This is a genomic window from Erythrobacter sp. HKB08 (assembly GCF_004114695.1).
Classification (GTDB): domain Bacteria; phylum Pseudomonadota; class Alphaproteobacteria; order Sphingomonadales; family Sphingomonadaceae; genus Parerythrobacter_A.
In genome coordinates this window covers 2,277,794-2,292,620 of sequence record NZ_CP035310.1, presented here as the reverse complement: position 1 = coordinate 2,292,620, position 14,827 = coordinate 2,277,794, and the positions used below count along the sequence as shown (strand labels likewise).

20 protein-coding genes are annotated in these 14,827 nt (G+C 61.3%); 19 read left to right on the top strand and 1 reads right to left on the bottom strand.

Annotation, left to right across the window (positions count from 1 at the left end):
• Positions 1-18 precede the first annotated feature (18 nt).
• Both EO245_RS11080 and EO245_RS11075 read left to right on the top strand, forming a co-directional pair.
• Complete coding sequence (locus EO245_RS11080; protein WP_128892983.1) at positions 19-822, top strand: LysR substrate-binding domain-containing protein; 804 nt, start codon at positions 19-21, stop codon at positions 820-822.
• Positions 819-1,355, top strand: a complete 537-nt coding sequence (locus EO245_RS11075) for a GNAT family N-acetyltransferase (protein ID WP_128892982.1) — start codon at positions 819-821, stop codon at positions 1,353-1,355. Before EO245_RS11080 ends, EO245_RS11075 begins: the two co-directional genes overlap by 4 nt.
• Here the strand turns inward: EO245_RS11075 and EO245_RS11070 are convergent.
• Positions 1,352-2,053: a hypothetical protein gene (locus EO245_RS11070; protein ID WP_234026884.1), complete on the bottom strand. Its 702-nt coding sequence runs from the start codon at positions 2,051-2,053 to the stop codon at positions 1,352-1,354. The two genes, EO245_RS11075 and EO245_RS11070, sit on opposite strands and share 4 nt — an antisense overlap.
• Positions 2,054-2,390: 337 nt before the next feature.
• On the opposite strand from EO245_RS11070, the gene EO245_RS11065 reads away from it, so the two are divergent.
• From EO245_RS11065 to rpsQ, 17 genes are all read left to right on the top strand, one after another.
• On the top strand, positions 2,391-3,437 hold the full coding sequence (locus tag EO245_RS11065; RefSeq protein ID WP_128892981.1) for a site-specific DNA-methyltransferase: 1,047 nt from the start codon (positions 2,391-2,393) through the stop codon (positions 3,435-3,437).
• Complete coding sequence (locus EO245_RS11060; RefSeq protein WP_128892980.1) at positions 3,397-4,104, top strand: hypothetical protein; 708 nt, start codon at positions 3,397-3,399, stop codon at positions 4,102-4,104. The genes EO245_RS11065 and EO245_RS11060 overlap by 41 nt, the downstream gene beginning before the upstream one ends.
• A gap of 364 nt (positions 4,105-4,468) precedes the next feature.
• Positions 4,469-4,840 carry a 30S ribosomal protein S12 gene (gene rpsL, locus EO245_RS11055; RefSeq protein WP_006831873.1) on the top strand — a complete coding sequence of 124 codons (372 nt, stop codon included), beginning with the start codon at positions 4,469-4,471 and terminating at the stop codon, positions 4,838-4,840.
• Between the two features lie 134 nt (positions 4,841-4,974).
• Complete coding sequence (gene rpsG, locus EO245_RS11050; protein WP_128892979.1) at positions 4,975-5,445, top strand: 30S ribosomal protein S7; 471 nt, start codon at positions 4,975-4,977, stop codon at positions 5,443-5,445.
• Between the two features lie 113 nt (positions 5,446-5,558).
• Complete coding sequence (gene fusA / locus EO245_RS11045; RefSeq protein WP_128892978.1) at positions 5,559-7,655, top strand: elongation factor G; 2,097 nt, start codon at positions 5,559-5,561, stop codon at positions 7,653-7,655.
• Between the two features lie 92 nt (positions 7,656-7,747).
• Positions 7,748-8,923, top strand: a complete 1,176-nt coding sequence (gene tuf, locus EO245_RS11040) for an elongation factor Tu (protein WP_128892977.1) — start codon at positions 7,748-7,750, stop codon at positions 8,921-8,923.
• Positions 8,924-9,244: 321 nt separating this feature from the next.
• Complete coding sequence (rpsJ, locus tag EO245_RS11035) at positions 9,245-9,556, top strand: 30S ribosomal protein S10 (RefSeq protein ID WP_006831877.1); 312 nt, start codon at positions 9,245-9,247, stop codon at positions 9,554-9,556.
• A 267-nt stretch (positions 9,557-9,823) separates the two neighbouring features.
• On the top strand, positions 9,824-10,681 hold the full coding sequence (gene rplC / locus EO245_RS11030) for a 50S ribosomal protein L3 (RefSeq protein WP_128892976.1): 858 nt from the start codon (positions 9,824-9,826) through the stop codon (positions 10,679-10,681).
• A 2-nt stretch (positions 10,682-10,683) separates the two neighbouring features.
• Positions 10,684-11,307, top strand: a complete 624-nt coding sequence (gene rplD, locus EO245_RS11025; protein ID WP_128892975.1) for a 50S ribosomal protein L4 — start codon at positions 10,684-10,686, stop codon at positions 11,305-11,307.
• Positions 11,300-11,608, top strand: a complete 309-nt coding sequence (locus EO245_RS11020; protein WP_128892974.1) for a 50S ribosomal protein L23 — start codon at positions 11,300-11,302, stop codon at positions 11,606-11,608. The genes rplD and EO245_RS11020 overlap by 8 nt, the downstream gene beginning before the upstream one ends.
• Positions 11,609-11,631: 23 nt before the next feature.
• Positions 11,632-12,468, top strand: coding sequence for a 50S ribosomal protein L2 (gene rplB, locus EO245_RS11015; RefSeq protein WP_128892973.1), 837 nt, complete (start codon positions 11,632-11,634; stop codon positions 12,466-12,468).
• A 6-nt stretch (positions 12,469-12,474) separates the two neighbouring features.
• Positions 12,475-12,750, top strand: a complete 276-nt coding sequence (gene rpsS, locus EO245_RS11010; RefSeq protein WP_128892972.1) for a 30S ribosomal protein S19 — start codon at positions 12,475-12,477, stop codon at positions 12,748-12,750.
• Positions 12,750-13,127 (top strand): 50S ribosomal protein L22, encoded by a 378-nt coding sequence (gene rplV / locus EO245_RS11005; protein WP_128892971.1) that lies wholly within the window; start codon positions 12,750-12,752, stop codon positions 13,125-13,127. Before rpsS ends, rplV begins: the two co-directional genes overlap by 1 nt.
• 1 nt (position 13,128) lies before the next feature.
• A complete protein-coding gene (gene rpsC / locus EO245_RS11000; RefSeq protein WP_128892970.1) occupies positions 13,129-13,824 on the top strand; it encodes a 30S ribosomal protein S3 in 696 nt (231 codons plus the stop codon).
• A gap of 21 nt (positions 13,825-13,845) precedes the next feature.
• Complete coding sequence (gene rplP, locus EO245_RS10995) at positions 13,846-14,277, top strand: 50S ribosomal protein L16 (protein WP_128892969.1); 432 nt, start codon at positions 13,846-13,848, stop codon at positions 14,275-14,277.
• A gap of 3 nt (positions 14,278-14,280) precedes the next feature.
• A complete protein-coding gene (gene rpmC, locus EO245_RS10990; RefSeq protein WP_128892968.1) occupies positions 14,281-14,487 on the top strand; it encodes a 50S ribosomal protein L29 in 207 nt (68 codons plus the stop codon).
• Positions 14,488-14,497: 10 nt separating this feature from the next.
• The gene (rpsQ, locus tag EO245_RS10985) at positions 14,498-14,788 is read left to right on the top strand and encodes a 30S ribosomal protein S17 (RefSeq protein WP_128892967.1); all 291 of its coding nucleotides are present in this window, start codon (positions 14,498-14,500) and stop codon (positions 14,786-14,788) included.
• Positions 14,789-14,827 lie beyond the last annotated feature (39 nt).

Genomic DNA, 14,827 nt, shown 5'->3' with positions numbered 1-14,827 from the left:
CCCTAAACCCGCGCTCCCATGAAGCGTACGCACCTGCCTTTGAATGCCCTGCGCGTCTATGACGCGGCGGCCCGGCACCTCTCGTTCACCCGCGCGGCGGACGAGCTGGCGGTGACGCCGGCTGCGGTCGGCCAGCAGATCCGTGCGCTGGAAGATCACCTCGGGACGGTGCTGTTCCGCCGCACGTCCAAGGGGCTCGAGCTGACCGAGGAAGGGCGCGCGGGCCTCGATGCGCTGCGCGAAGGTTTCCTCAAGTTCGAGGAAAGCGTGCAGGCGATGCAGGCTGGCCAGGCGAGCGATCGCTACACCATCGCCGCGCCGCGCGAATTCTACGCCCAGTGGCTCGCCCCGCGCCTCGCCGCATTCCGCAAGGCGACGCCGGGGGTGCAGTACCAGCTGGTCGAGAACGAGAATGCCGACTTCACCGAGGCGAACCTCGACCTTGCCGTGCGGCTGGTCGACGGGCCGGGCGACCTCGAAGGGGTCGAACTCGCGCCCGCGCGCCGCGTGGTCGTGGCCGCGAAGGATGCACCGGAAGAGGTGCTCGAGACGTGGATCGACTGGCCCGGCGCCCCGCTTCCCGAAGGCGCGCAGCCCTGCGTGCAGGTCGGCAATGCGGGGCAGGCGCTCTCCAGCGCGGTCGCCGGCATGGGCAAGGCGATCCTGCCCTACCTGCTGGTCGAGGAATCGCTGAAGGCGGACAAGCTGCAGATCCTCGAAGGACCGGACGAAGGGCGCCGCGCCTACTGGCTAGTCGCGCCGCTGCCCCAGTGGCGGCAGAAGAAGGTCAAGAGCCTCGTCGCCTTCCTGACCGAGGAATGACCCCGGTCCCCACTCTCGAAACGCCGCGCTTCACCCTGCGCGCCATCGAGCCGTCGGACACGCCTGCGCTGCTGACGACGCTCGGCGACGAGGCGCAGTGCCGCTATCTCACCCGCCCGAAGTTCGACAGCGAGGAAGAGCTCGCCGGATGGCTGTTCGACCCCGACTGGAACGGCCGCACCTGGATTGCCGAGGACAAGACGAGCGGCGAGGTCGCCGCGCGCTTCGTCGCGGTCCCTGCGCATGAGGATGGGGTGGCCGAACTCGGCTGGATCACCGTGATCGCGCGGCAGGGCGAGGGCGTCGCGAGCGAATGCACCGCCGCGCTCATCGACCACCTCTTCGCAGCGGAAGACCACCGCAAGCTCACTGCCGAGGTCGATGTCGACAACACCCCCTCGATCCGCCTGCTCGAAAAGCTCGGCTTTACCCGCGAGGCGCATCTTCGCGAGCACGAGACGACCCATATCGGCCTGCGCGACGTGCTGCTCTACGGGCTCCTGAAAAGCGAGTGGCAGGCCGCGCGGGGCTAGATCCCCGAACCGTCGATTTCGCCCGGCATGTGCTGTTCGACATGGCCGCGGCGCTGGCGCTTGGCGATGACGCGCTGGCGCAGCTCCTCGAGCTTCGCATCGATCACCGCGCGCGCCTCCTTCGCGCTCATCCGGTTCTTCGCCGCAAGCTCCTCCTCCACCTCCTTGCGGATCGACTGGTAGACCGGATGGCCCGGGCCGATGCGGTGGATGCCGTATTTCTCCGGCAGGCGATGCTGGAGGAGAAAGCGCAGCAGCGTGTTGTCCGGCTTGTCCCACGTGCCGAGGATCTCGCCGCCCGAGACGATGGGCGTGGGCGTGCCCTGTATGGCGCGTTCGAGCGCACAATCCTCGAGCCGCTGCACCCCGCGCTCGAGCGCCGCGTCCCAGGCCTGTGCAAACCCCTCCGCCCCGACCCGCGCGCGCAGCTTGTAGAGCGCCTCCATGCTCTTCCCGATCGAGCGCGCGGCCTGGGCAACGATTCCCGTCGCCGCGAGCGTGGCGATGAACCGGCGCTGGAGATCGGGCGTGATGGAGTTACGCCGCGGCGCGGAATGGATGAAGGGCGCGAAGGCAAGCAGCGGATCGCCATCCTCGGGCAGCGGAGCGACATGCGCAACGGCGCTGGTGGCCTGGCGGGGAGTGGCGCGGGTAGGGGTAGGGTGGTCGGAGGACATGACCGCGCGCAGGATGCACATTCCGGCGGAGTAGGAAAATGGTTTCTAGCCGGCGAAATCATCGAGCCGCAGGCGAGGCAAGGGCGACTTCCCGCCCGAGCTCACGCGAGGAAGCCAAGCGACGCGGACGCGTCGCGCCCGGCGTTTGAGAGGCGATGCAAGAAACTGCGAAGTGGATAATGGTTTTCGCTATCAGGGTACAATGCGCGTATAGCGCGCCATGAGGCATTGTAGTTCAGATACGCTTCGACCAGCCTACAGCGATAGATCCATTCTGGGGACAGTAGTGCGATCCTTCGTTGCAAATTAGCCTTCGCATTGTCATTGAGGGTTTGTGAATAAAACGGGAACAGATTGCATGGGTAGGGTCGTCAAACTCCACGGCGAAGAGATAGAGTTACCGCTTGCTGACAACAGCTCGGAAGCGCTCAAAATCTTCAGGGCAGCGAACGAAAGGTTCCGAGAAGTTCCTTGGCCAGCACCATACTCTTCAACCAACCACGAACTTCGATTGGGGGATGCCCGGAATTTGTCTTTTCTAGAAGACGCCTCGGTGCACCTAGTGGTCACTTCACCGCCGTACTGGACCTTGAAGCAATACGAAGGTTCTGAAGGTCAAATGGGTGATGTCGAGGATTATGAGGAGTTTTTGGACGAACTCGACAAGGTTTGGAGGGAATGTGCGCGGGTATTAGTTCCTGGTGGTCGAATTGTGTGTGTTGTCGGTGATGTTTGCGTCCCTCGAAAAAAGGGGGGCAGGCACTACGTAATGCCTCTTCATGCAGATATCCAAGTGCGAGCGCGTGGCGTTGGACTAGACTGTCTGACGCCAATAATGTGGCATAAAATTGCCAATGGGGTCACTGAAGCTGAAGGTAACGGTGCTGGCTTTTACGGAAAACCATACCAGCCCGGAGCAGTGGTGAAAAACGACATTGAATATATTCTTTTCATGAGAAAAGGGGGGGGGTACCGTAAAGTCGACCCCCTACAAAAAGCACTGTCAATGCTGACAAAGCAAGAAATGCAAAGTTGGTGGCGGAGTATATGGACGGATATTAGAGGAGCCTCCACACGGCGGGGGCACCCTGCTCCGTATCCACCAGCGTTGGCCGAGCGCTTGATTAGGATGTTTTCGTTCGCTGGAGATATCGTTCTCGATCCATTTGGCGGTACCGGCAGCACCGCGGTGGCAGCTCTTAACTCCGGACGGAATTCTATTAGCCTTGATATCGAAAGCGCCTACATTGATATCGCAAGGTCGAATTTGACTAAGGCAGTATCCACAAAGCGAAAAGTTGGCGCCATTGACGCCCATCTGATCGATGTTACGCAATCTGGCTTGAATAAGGAGCGAAATTGCGATGACGTACAAGGTGCTGAAAAGGTTTCAGTCCCTATTTAACGGGGTCGTATATCGGCACCGGGCGCATAACAACGGCGACAAGGTCGCGTTGGAGCTGTTTGAGGATCTTCTCGATCTCGGAAAGTCTCCTAAATTCGTGCACGGCGTTAAGGCTGATGATAAAGTCGTAAATACGAAAAACCTTATCACCGGAAAAGAAAACAGAAGGGGCGACGGAAGCTTCGGAGCGTTGCTACCGCATCTCACGCCGAATTATCTGCCTGGATACAATGTGCCTCGCGGCCCGATCGCTAATATTGAAATTGGCGTTGAAACCAAAATCCTAGCGAAGGCGATGATCAAGCAGGTCGACAGGGTCATGTCTGATCTCGAAAATCAAGCACGGGTTTTTCGCGCAAACGGCAATCCGATTTGCGTCGCTATCGTGGGTATAAACCAGGCTCCACATTATATCTCTCATGAAGGCAATCGATCCTATCCAACTGATGGGACAGCCAAGTATCGTCACCCAATCGATGAGTGCGTCGAAGCTGAGAAACGGATACGCCAGAGAGTTGCCCCTCTTTTCGACGAACTTATAATCCTACCGTTCGAAGCTACCAACGCAGCGCCGTTTAGATTTGGCTGGCCCGATTCCACCAAGGTTACGAACGAGTATGGAGCTGCACTCCTGCGTATTTCGCAGGAATATGATAAGAGGTTCTAGCACAGCCTCCCCTTGACCCCGTTCCCAAACCCCACTAAGTGCGCGCCCAACCAACGCAGGCTCCTGGCCCGCGTCGGTCAATAGAGCTGAACATTGCCGGTCATGTCCCGGGGGCCAGTCGCTGTTGCGACGTGGCTCTTTTCTATTGGGATGGTCCCCCACGCGGGGCCTTCTGAGGGGCAGCCGTCAAAGTAACCCGGCGTTCGCGGCGGGTGGAGCGTTTCAGGCTCGTGCAGGTCAAGATGTCCGCTTCGCGGGCGTGCTTGCCTCGCTGGCTCCCCGCTGTTGCGGGGATGACGGCAGCACGGTCCCGCATCTCTCCATCCGTCATCGTAACGCTCCCACACGGTGAAGAGAGAACTCAATGCCGACGATCAACCAGCTGGTCCGCAAGGGCCGCGTTCCGCAGAAGGCCAAGAGCAAGGTCCCTGCAATGGAGCAGAACCCGCAGAAGCGCGGTGTCTGCACCCGCGTCTATACGACGACCCCGAAGAAGCCGAACTCGGCTCTGCGTAAAGTTGCCAAGGTTCGCCTGACCAACCAGCGCGAAGTCATCTCCTACATCCCCGGTGAAGGCCACAACCTGCAGGAGCACTCCGTCGTGCTCATCCGCGGCGGCCGTGTGCGCGACCTTCCGGGCGTGCGCTACCACGTCCTTCGCGGCGTGCTCGACACGCAGGGCGTGAAGGATCGCAAGCAGTCGCGCTCGAAGTACGGCGCGAAGCGTCCGAAGTAAGTTTGGCGCGGGTCTGGACCGTTCCCCCACCTTTCCACCCATAAGGATATACTCCGGGTGGAAGGGTGGGGGAGCGGGCCGGAGCCGCTAGGACGCTCACGGATGTGAGCGGCCACTCCAAAGGAGTTTTAAACATGTCACGTCGTCGTCGTCCCGAGAAGCGGGAAATCCTGCCTGATCCCAAGTTCGGTGATCAGGTCCTTTCGAAATTCATGAACAACCTGATGCTGGACGGTAAGAAGTCCGTTGCAGAGCGTATCGTCTACGGCGCGCTCGACACGGTCGAAACCAAGGCGAAGACCGATCCGGTCCAGCTGTTCCACGATGCGCTGAACAATGTGAAGCCGCAGGTCGAAGTTCGCAGCCGCCGCGTCGGTGGTGCGACCTACCAGGTTCCGGTCGAGGTTCGCCCCGAGCGTGCCCAGGCCCTCGCGATCCGCTGGCTGATCTCGGCCGCGCGTGGCCGCGCTGAAACCACCATGGCTGCCCGTCTCTCGGGCGAGCTGATGGATGCGGCGAACAATCGCGGCAATGCGGTCAAGAAGCGTGAAGACACGCACCGCATGGCCGACGCGAACCGCGCGTTCAGCCACTACCGCTGGTAATTGCCGGTTTTCGGGCAGTCCGCTCCGCAGGCGGGGCGGGCTGTCTTTAACCGGTCACACAACTCACCATATGGGGCGCGAGCACTCGCCAACCCCGAAACGAGGAATTCAACATGGCCCGCGATTATCCGCTGGAGCGTTATCGCAATATCGGCATCATGGCCCACATCGATGCCGGCAAGACCACCACGACCGAGCGTATCCTCTACTACACCGGCAAGTCCTACAAGATCGGCGAAGTCCACGACGGCGCCGCTACCATGGACTGGATGGAGCAGGAGCAGGAACGCGGCATCACCATCACCTCGGCAGCGACGACCACGTTCTGGCGCGCTGAAGACGGCAAGGGTGAAGAGCACCGGATCAACATCATCGACACCCCCGGCCACGTCGACTTCACCATCGAAGTCGAACGTTCGCTGCGCGTCCTCGACGGCGCGGTCGCGGTGTTCGACGGCGTTGCCGGCGTGGAGCCGCAGTCCGAGACCGTCTGGCGCCAGGCCGACAAGTACAAGGTCCCGCGGATGTGCTTCATCAACAAGCTCGACCGCACCGGTGCCGACTTCTACTACTGCGTCCAGTCGATCGTCGACCGCCTCGGCGCGACCCCGCTGGTGCTTTACCTGCCGATCGGCGCGGAAAGCGACCTCAAGGGTGTCGTCGATCTCGTGAACATGCGCGGCATCGTCTGGGAAGACGAAAGCCTCGGCGCAAGCTTCAACTACGTCGACATTCCGGAAGACCTGGCCGACAAGGCTGCCGAGTATCGCGAAAAGCTCGTCGAAACTGCCGTCGAGCAGGACGACGATGCGATGGAAGCGTATCTCGAAACCGGTGAAGCTCCGGACGCGGCAACGCTGAAGAAGCTCATCCGCAAGGGCACCATGGAACGCGCGTTCGTTCCGGTCCTGTGTGGTTCGGCGTTCAAGAACAAGGGCGTCCAGCCCCTGCTCGACGCGGTCGTCGACTACATGCCGTCGCCGCTCGACGTTCCGGCGATCAAGGGCGTCCTGCCCGACAGCGACGAAGAAGCGACCCGTCCGTCGTCCGACGACGAGCCGTTCTCGGCGCTGGCCTTCAAGATCATGAACGACCCGTTCGTCGGCTCGCTCACCTTCACGCGCATCTACTCGGGCAAGCTCTCCAAGGGCTCGGTCCTGAACTCGGTGAAGGACAAGAAGGAAAAGATCGGCCGTATGCTGCTGATGCACTCGAACAACCGCGAGGACATCGAAGAAGCATTCGCTGGCGACATCGTCGCTATTGCCGGCCTCAAGGAAACCACGACGGGCGACACGCTGTGTGCCCCGAGCGCTCCGATCATTCTCGAGCGTATGGAATTCCCTGAGCCGGTTATCGAGCTGTCGGTCGAACCGAAGACCAAGGCCGACCAGGAAAAGATGGGCGTTGCGCTCAACCGCCTGGCTGCCGAGGATCCGTCCTTCCGCGTCTCGACCGATCACGAATCGGGCCAGACGATCATCAAGGGCATGGGCGAGCTTCACCTCGACATCCTCGTCGATCGCATGAAGCGCGAGTTCAAGGTCGAAGCGAACGTCGGTGCGCCGCAGGTGGCATACCGCGAGTCGCTCGCCCGTGAAGTCGAAGTCGACTACACCCACAAGAAGCAGTCGGGTGGTTCGGGTCAGTTCGGCCGTGCGAAGGTCGTCGTTACCCCGGGTGAACGCGGCGGCGGCATCAACTTCGTCGACGAGATCAAGGGCGGTAACATTCCGCGCGAATACATCCCGGCTCTTGAGAAGGGCATGCGCGAGCAGGCCGAAAGCGGCTACCTCGTCGGCTTCCCGATCATCGACTTCGACATCCGTCTGGTCGATGGCGCGTACCACGACGTCGACTCGAGCGCGATCGCGTTCGAAATCTGCGGCCGCGGTGCAATGCGTGAAGTGGCACAGAAGTCGGGCATCAAGCTGCTCGAGCCGATCATGAAGGTCGAGGTCGTGACCCCCGAGGATTACCTCGGCGACGTCATCGGCGACCTCAACAGCCGTCGTGGCCAGATTCAGGGCACCGACAGCCGCGGCAACGCACAGGCGGTCGAAGCTTTCGTCCCGCTGGCCAACATGTTCGGTTACGTCAACGAGCTGCGTTCGTTCACTCAGGGCCGCGCCCAGTACACGATGCAGTTCAGCCACTACGACGAAGTGCCGGCTAACGTTGCACAGGAAGTCAAGGAGAAGCTTGCGTAAGCCAGCTTCACGGTCTAGGGGCGGCGCCTGATTCCGCGGGCGCCGTTTCCTCCCCGCAGAAATCCCAAATTTAAGACAGAGGTTATTGGAAAATGGCGAAGGAAAAATTCGAGCGCAATAAGCCGCACGTTAACGTCGGCACCATCGGTCACGTTGACCACGGCAAGACCACGCTGACCGCGGCTATCACCAAGGTCCAGGGCGCTGCAGTCGATTTCGCAAACATCGACAAGGCTCCGGAAGAGCGTGAGCGCGGCATCACCATCTCGACCGCACACGTCGAGTACGAAACCGACGCACGTCACTACGCGCACGTCGACTGCCCGGGTCACGCCGACTACGTGAAGAACATGATCACCGGTGCGGCCCAGATGGACGGCGCCATCCTGGTCGTGAACGCTGCTGACGGCCCGATGCCGCAGACCCGCGAGCACATCCTGCTTGCGCGTCAGGTCGGCGTTCCGGCTCTGGTCGTGTACATGAACAAGGTCGACCAGGTCGACGATGAAGAGCTGCTCGAGCTCGTCGAACTTGAAATCCGCGAGCTTCTCTCGGACTACGACTTCCCGGGTGACGATATTCCGATCATCAAGGGTTCGGCTCTGGCCGCTCTCGAAGGTCGCGATCCGGAAATCGGCGAGAACTCCATCAAGGAACTGATGGAAGCTGTCGACACCTACATCCCGCAGCCCGACCGTCCGGTCGACAAGGACTTCCTGATGCCGATCGAGGACGTGTTCTCGATTTCGGGTCGTGGTACGGTTGTCACCGGCCGTGTCGAAACCGGCGTCGTGAACGTTGGCGACGAAGTCGAAATCGTCGGGATCAAGGACACGCAGAAGACCACCGTCACCGGTGTCGAAATGTTCCGCAAGCTGCTCGATCGCGGTGAAGCCGGCGACAACATCGGCGCCCTGATCCGCGGCATCGGCCGTGAAGACGTGGAGCGTGGCCAGGTCCTCGCTAAGCCCGGTTCGGTCAACCCGCACACCGAGTTCAGCGCAGAAGTCTACGTCCTCTCGAAGGACGAAGGCGGCCGTCACACGCCGTTCTTCGCCAACTACCGTCCGCAGTTCTACTTCCGCACGACCGACGTGACGGGCGAAGTGATCCTGCCGGAAGGTACCGAGATGGTCATGCCGGGCGACAACGTGACGATCGACGTTAAGCTGATCGCTCCGATCGCCATGGACGAAGGTCTCCGCTTCGCAATCCGCGAAGGCGGCCGTACCGTCGGCTCGGGCGTCGTCTCGAAGATCACGAAGTAAGCTTCGTCGATCACGGCTGAAAGATTGGGGCTCGCCTCCCTCGAGGGGCGGGCCCTTTCTTTCCGCCGAATTCCGGCCTGCAGATCGTAGCCGTTGCACGGCTCGCCGCGTGTCGGAAATCCGTCGTGAAATTCGGCGGAAATCGGGGGTTGCCAGAAGCGGGTGTCACCCGTATATGCGCGCCCACAGACAGAGATTCGTCTCTGTGCAAACGGAATTAATGGAAGGTCGCCCGTTCCGGGAAACCGGGCTCAGTTAGGGCGGGCCTTCTTTTTTTGGGCCGGCAACGGCTCATTTGGCTCTTTCGCATCGGTGTAGGTAATGGAAGCTCAGAATATCCGCATTCGCCTCAAGGCGTTCGACCATCGCGTTCTCGACCAGGCAACTGGCGAAATCGCAGACACCGCGCGTCGTACGGGTGCCCTTATTCGTGGTCCCATTCCCATGCCGACGCGTATCGAGAAGTTCACCGTGAACCGCGGCCCGCACATCGACAAGAAGTCGCGCGAGCAGTTCGAGGTGCGCACGTACAAGCGTCTGCTCGACATCGTGCAGCCGAACGCCCAGACCGTCGACGCTCTGATGAAGCTCGACCTCGCTGCCGGCGTGAACGTCGAGATCAAGCTGGCCTAAGCCACTTGTCTCCGGTCGATCGGCCCCGACCTTAAACCGGGCCGAGAGTTTCGGGGCTCCGTATGGCCCCGCCGGATCGCCAGGCTTCCTGGTTTCCCGGCAAGACATAGGGATACCGCCGGATTTATCCGGGCTGCGTCCCCCGTCTAGCTCAACGGACCAATTCCGGTCTTGCGAGCACTCAGCCCGGACGGGGCGACGCATCACAAAACGGGCTGGCAAGCACCTCGGATGGGCCGGGGTGCCTCTGTGTTAGGAGTTTTGACGATGCGCACCGGCGTAATCGCAAAGAAAGTCGGGATGACCCGCCTGTTCCAGGAGGACGGACGTCACGTTCCCGTGACCGTTCTCGCTCTGGAAGACTGCCAGGTTGTTTCCCACCGTACCGCAGACCGCGATGGCTACTTCGCCCTGCAGGTCGGTTCGGGTGAAGCCAAGCAGAAGAACGTCAACAAGCCGCAGCGTGAGCACTTCGCGAAAGCCGAAGTTCCGCTGAAGATGAAGGTCGCGGAATTCCGCGTCGACAGCGAAGAAGCACTGCTTCCGGTCGGCGCGCGGATCAGCGCGGAACACTTCGTCGCAGGCCAGAAGGTCGACATCACCGGTCACACCCAGGGTAAGGGTTTCGCCGGTGCAATGAAGCGTTGGGGCTTCGGGGGTCTTCGTGCATCGCACGGTGTCTCGATCAGCCACCGTTCGCACGGTTCGACCGGTCAGAACCAGGATCCGGGCAAGGTCTTCAAGGGTAAGAAGATGGCTGGTCACATGGGTGATCGCCAGCGTACCCAGCAGAACCTCGAAGTCGTGCGCACCGACGCCGACCGCGGTCTGATCTTCGTCAAGGGTTCGGTCCCCGGCCACAAGAATGGCTGGCTCGTCGTTCGCGATGCCGTGAAGGTTTCGCACGCCGATCTGCCGTTCCCGGGTGCGATGCGTCGCAACGAAGACGAATTCAAATCGGAAGACGCTGACGCCGGCCTCGTCGAGAGCGCGGCCGAGCACGAAGTCGGCACCGAAGTTTCTGCAGAACAGCAGGAAAAGCTGGCTCAGCAGCAGGACGCGGGCGTGGGTACCGAAAGCGGCACCCCCGAAGCCGATCCGAATGCTAAGAACGAGGAGTCCTGATCGTGAAGGTCAAGGTCCAGAAAATCGACGGTAAGGCGTCGGGCGATATCGAGCTCAACGATGCCGTGTTCGGTGTCGAGCCGCGTGCAGACATCCTGCACCGCGTCGTCACCTGGCAGCTCGAGAACCGCCGCGGTACGGCTCGTCCGACCCGCGAACGTTCCGACGTTGCGCGCACGGGCAAGAAGTTCGGCAAGCAGAAGGGTTCGGGCGGCGCTCGTCACGGCGACCGCGGCGCTCCGATCTTCATCGGCGGCGGTAAGGCTCATGGTGCGCGCAAGCGTGACTTCGAGCAGTCGCTGAACAAGAAGATCCGTGCCCTCGGTCTCAAGATGGCGCTTTCGAGCAAGGCGAAGGACGGCCTCGTCGTCGTCGACAGCCTCGAACTCAAGGACGCCAAGACCAAGGCTCTCAAGGGTCACTTCGACAAGGCCGGCTTCAACGGCAAGGTCCTGGTGATCGACGGCGAAAGCGTGAACGACGCCTTCAAGAAGGCCGCCGGCAACCTGCCGGGCGTGAACGTGCTGCCGGCCATGGGCGCCAACGTCTACGACATCCTCAACCACGACACGCTCGTCCTGACCAAGGACGCGGTCGAAAAGCTGGAGGCGCGCTTCAATGGCTAAGAAGCAGGAAATCGACGCGCGTCACTACGATGTGATCGTGGCACCGCACATTACCGAGAAGTCGACCCTGGCGTCGGAACACAACGCCGTCGTCTTCAAGGTAGCGAACGAAGCGACCAAGCCGCAGATCAAGGAAGCGGTTGAAGCTCTGTTCGATGTCAAGGTTACCGGCGTGAACACGCTCGTCCAGAAGGGCAAGTCGAAGCGCTGGAAGGGCAAGCCGTACAAGCGCACGGACGTCAAGAAGGCGATCGTTACGCTGGCCGAAGGTGACTCGATCGACGTCACCAGCGGGCTCTGAGGCCAAGGGACTAGGATAGAACAATGGCACTCAAGAACTACAAACCGACAAGCCCGGCACGCCGCGGCCTGATCCTCGTCGACAAGTCCGGCCTGTTCAAGGGCAAGCCGGTCAAGTCGCTGACGGAAGGCAAGCGCAAGACGGGCGGCCGCAACAACAAGGGCCATGTCACCTCGCGTGGCATGGGCGGCGGTCACAAGCAGAAGTACCGCTTCATCGACTTCAAGCGTCGCAAGTGGGACGTCGAAGGCACCGTCGAGCGGATCGAATACGATCCGAACCGCACCGCCTTCATCGCGCTCATCAAGTACGATGACGGTGAACTCGCCTACATCATCGCTCCGCAGCGTCTCGCTGTTGGCGACAAGGTGATTGCCGGCGAGAAGGTCGACACGAAGCCGGGCAACGCGATGCTTCTCGGCCAGATGCCGGTCGGCACCATCTGCCACAACGTGGAGATGAAGCCGGGCAAGGGTGGCCAGATCGCTCGCAGCGCAGGCGCCTATGTCCAACTCGTCGGTCGTGACCGCGGCATGGTCATCGTTCGCCTGAACTCGGGCGAGCAGCGCTACCTGCGTGCGGACTGCATGGGCACCGTCGGCGCGGTTTCGAACCCGGACAACCAGAACCAGAACCTGGGCAAGGCCGGTCGTCGCCGCTGGATGGGCATCAAGCCGCTCACCCGTGGTGTCGCGAAGAACCCGGTCGACCACCCGCACGGTGGTGGTGAAGGCAAGACCTCTGGTGGCCGTCATCCGGTTACCCCGTGGGGCAAGCCGACCAAGGGTGCTCGTACCCGCAAGAACAAGGCGACGGACAAGATGATCATCCGTTCGCGTCACGCGAAGAAGAAGAGGTAATCGGACATGGCACGTTCCGTTTGGAAAGGTCCGTTCGTCGAACTCAGCCTCCTCAAGAAAGCCGAGGAAGCACAGGATGCGAACAGCAACAAGCCGATCAAGACCTGGTCGCGCCGTTCGACGATCCTCCCGCAGTTCGTTGGTCTGACGTTCAACGTCTACAACGGTCAGAAATTCATCCCCGTCTCCGTTTCGGAGGAAATGGTCGGTCACAAGCTTGGTGAATTTGCGCCCACGCGCACGTTCCACGGCCACATCGCCGACAAGAAGGGTAAGCGCTAATGGGCAAGCAGAAAGCACCCCGCCGCGTTGCTGAAAACGAGGCGCTGGCAGTCGGCACCACCATTCGTGGTTCGGCCCAGAAGCTGAACCTCGTGGCCGAGCTCATCCGTGGCAAGAAGGCCGAGGAAGCGATGAACATCCTCGCTTTCTCGAAGAAGGCCATGGCCAAGGACGCGAGCAAGGTTCTCGCTTCGGCCATCGCCAATGCCGAGAACAACCACGATCTCGACGTCGACTCGCTCGTCGTGGCGGAAGCCTCGGTCGGCAAGTCGATCACCATGAAGCGTTTCCACGTTCGTGGCCGCGGCCGGAGCACTCGCATCCTGAAGCCGTTCAGCCGCCTTCGTATCGTGGTTCGCGAGCAGGAAGAGGCGTAAGATGGGCCAGAAGAGCAATCCGATCGGTCTGCGCCTGCAGATCAACCGTACCTGGGACAGCCGCTGGTACGCCGAAGGGCGTGACTACGCGAAGCTGCTCAAGGAAGACATCGAGATCCGCAAGTACATCCTCGAGAACGTGCCGCAGGCTGCGATCTCGAAGGTCGTGATCGAGCGTCCGGCGAAGCTTTGCCGCATCTCGATCTACGCGGCTCGCCCGGGTGTCATCATCGGCAAGAAGGGCGCAGACATCGAAAAGCTGCGTTCGAAGCTGTCGACCATGACCGAAAGCGAAGTGAAGCTGAACATCGTCGAGATCCGCAAGCCGGAAATCGACGCGAAGCTCGTCGCCCAGGGTGTCGCCGACCAGCTGATCCGCCGTGTCGCGTTCCGCCGTGCGATGAAGCGCGCCGTTCAGTCGGCCCTTCGCCTTGGCGCCGAAGGCATCAAGATCGTCTGCGGTGGCCGTCTCGGCGGCGCTGAAATCGCCCGCGTCGAGTGGTATCGCGAAGGTCGCGTTCCGCTGCACACGCTGCGCGCCAATGTCGACTATGCAGAAGCCGAAGCGCTGACCGCATACGGCATCATCGGCATCAAGGTCTGGATCTTCAAGGGCGAAATCCTCGCTCACGATCCGACCGCGCAGGACCGTCTCATGATGGAAGCCCAGACCTCGGGCGTCCGTCCGGCGCGCTGATTGCAGGATAGGTAAGAGAAAATGCTGCAACCGAAGAAAACCAAGTACCGCAAGGCCTTCAAGGGCAAGATCAAGGGCGACGCGAAGGGCGGCACCACGCTGAACTTCGGCTCTTACGGTCTCAAGGCCCTCGAGCCGGAGCGGATCACCGCGCGCCAGATCGAGGCGGCTCGCCGTGCGATCACGCGTCACATCAAGCGTCAGGGTCGTCTCTGGATCCGCGTGTTCCCGGATGTGCCGGTGTCGAAGAAGCCTGCCGAAGTCCGTCAGGGTAAAGGTAAGGGTTCGGTCGAATACTGGGCTGCCCGCGTCAAGCCGGGTCGCATCCTGTTCGAACTCGACGGCGTCCCCGGTCCGCTCGCTGCAACCGCTTTCGAGCGTGCGGCGATGAAGCTTCCGATCAAGACGAAGGTCGTTGCCCGTTTCGGCGACACCTCGCACCTGGAGGGCTAAACGATGTCCAAGATCGAAGACCTTCGCACCAAGTCCGACGACCAGCTCGCAGAGCAGCTCACCGAGCTGAAGCGCGAGCAGTTCAACCTCCGCTTCCAGGCGGCGACCAACCAGTTGGAAGCCCCTGCGCGGATCAAGGAAGTCCGCCGCACGATCGCGCAGATCAAGACTCTGCAGACCGAACGCGCAGCGGCTTCGGCCAAGGCTTAAGGAGCTAACGATGCCGAAGCGTATCCTCATCGGGACCGTCACCTCCGACAAGACCGACAAGACCGTGACCGTGAAGGTCGAGCGCAAGGTGAAGCACCCGCTTTACGGGAAGATCATCCGTCGCTCGAAGAACTATCACGCGCACGACGAGAAGAACGAATACAACGTTGGCGATACCGTCCGCATCGAGGAGACCAAACCGATCTCCAAGACGAAGACGTGGACCGTCATCGACCGTGTGCAGGCGTCGAAGGGCGTGGCTGTTGAAGCCGACCTCGACGTGGAAGCCGCGGGTAACTGAGACTTTAGACGTTAGGAACTGCCGGACTCGTACCGGCAA

Coding starts and splice junctions, on each gene's coding strand:
- EO245_RS11080 (WP_128892983.1), top strand. CDS start 19: ATGAAGCGTACGCACCTGCCTTTGAATGCCCTGCGCGTCTATGACGCG.
- EO245_RS11075 (WP_128892982.1), top strand. CDS start 819: ATGACCCCGGTCCCCACTCTCGAAACGCCGCGCTTCACCCTGCGCGCC.
- EO245_RS11070 (WP_234026884.1), bottom strand. CDS start 2,053: ATGTGCATCCTGCGCGCGGTCATGTCCTCCGACCACCCTACCCCTACC.
- EO245_RS11065 (WP_128892981.1), top strand. CDS start 2,391: ATGGGTAGGGTCGTCAAACTCCACGGCGAAGAGATAGAGTTACCGCTT.
- EO245_RS11060 (WP_128892980.1), top strand. CDS start 3,397: ATGACGTACAAGGTGCTGAAAAGGTTTCAGTCCCTATTTAACGGGGTC.
- rpsL (WP_006831873.1), top strand. CDS start 4,469: ATGCCGACGATCAACCAGCTGGTCCGCAAGGGCCGCGTTCCGCAGAAG.
- rpsG (WP_128892979.1), top strand. CDS start 4,975: ATGTCACGTCGTCGTCGTCCCGAGAAGCGGGAAATCCTGCCTGATCCC.
- fusA (WP_128892978.1), top strand. CDS start 5,559: ATGGCCCGCGATTATCCGCTGGAGCGTTATCGCAATATCGGCATCATG.
- tuf (WP_128892977.1), top strand. CDS start 7,748: ATGGCGAAGGAAAAATTCGAGCGCAATAAGCCGCACGTTAACGTCGGC.
- rpsJ (WP_006831877.1), top strand. CDS start 9,245: ATGGAAGCTCAGAATATCCGCATTCGCCTCAAGGCGTTCGACCATCGC.
- rplC (WP_128892976.1), top strand. CDS start 9,824: ATGCGCACCGGCGTAATCGCAAAGAAAGTCGGGATGACCCGCCTGTTC.
- EO245_RS11020 (WP_128892974.1), top strand. CDS start 11,300: ATGGCTAAGAAGCAGGAAATCGACGCGCGTCACTACGATGTGATCGTG.
- rplB (WP_128892973.1), top strand. CDS start 11,632: ATGGCACTCAAGAACTACAAACCGACAAGCCCGGCACGCCGCGGCCTG.
- rpsS (WP_128892972.1), top strand. CDS start 12,475: ATGGCACGTTCCGTTTGGAAAGGTCCGTTCGTCGAACTCAGCCTCCTC.
- rplV (WP_128892971.1), top strand. CDS start 12,750: ATGGGCAAGCAGAAAGCACCCCGCCGCGTTGCTGAAAACGAGGCGCTG.
- rpsC (WP_128892970.1), top strand. CDS start 13,129: ATGGGCCAGAAGAGCAATCCGATCGGTCTGCGCCTGCAGATCAACCGT.
- rplP (WP_128892969.1), top strand. CDS start 13,846: ATGCTGCAACCGAAGAAAACCAAGTACCGCAAGGCCTTCAAGGGCAAG.
- rpmC (WP_128892968.1), top strand. CDS start 14,281: ATGTCCAAGATCGAAGACCTTCGCACCAAGTCCGACGACCAGCTCGCA.
- rpsQ (WP_128892967.1), top strand. CDS start 14,498: ATGCCGAAGCGTATCCTCATCGGGACCGTCACCTCCGACAAGACCGAC.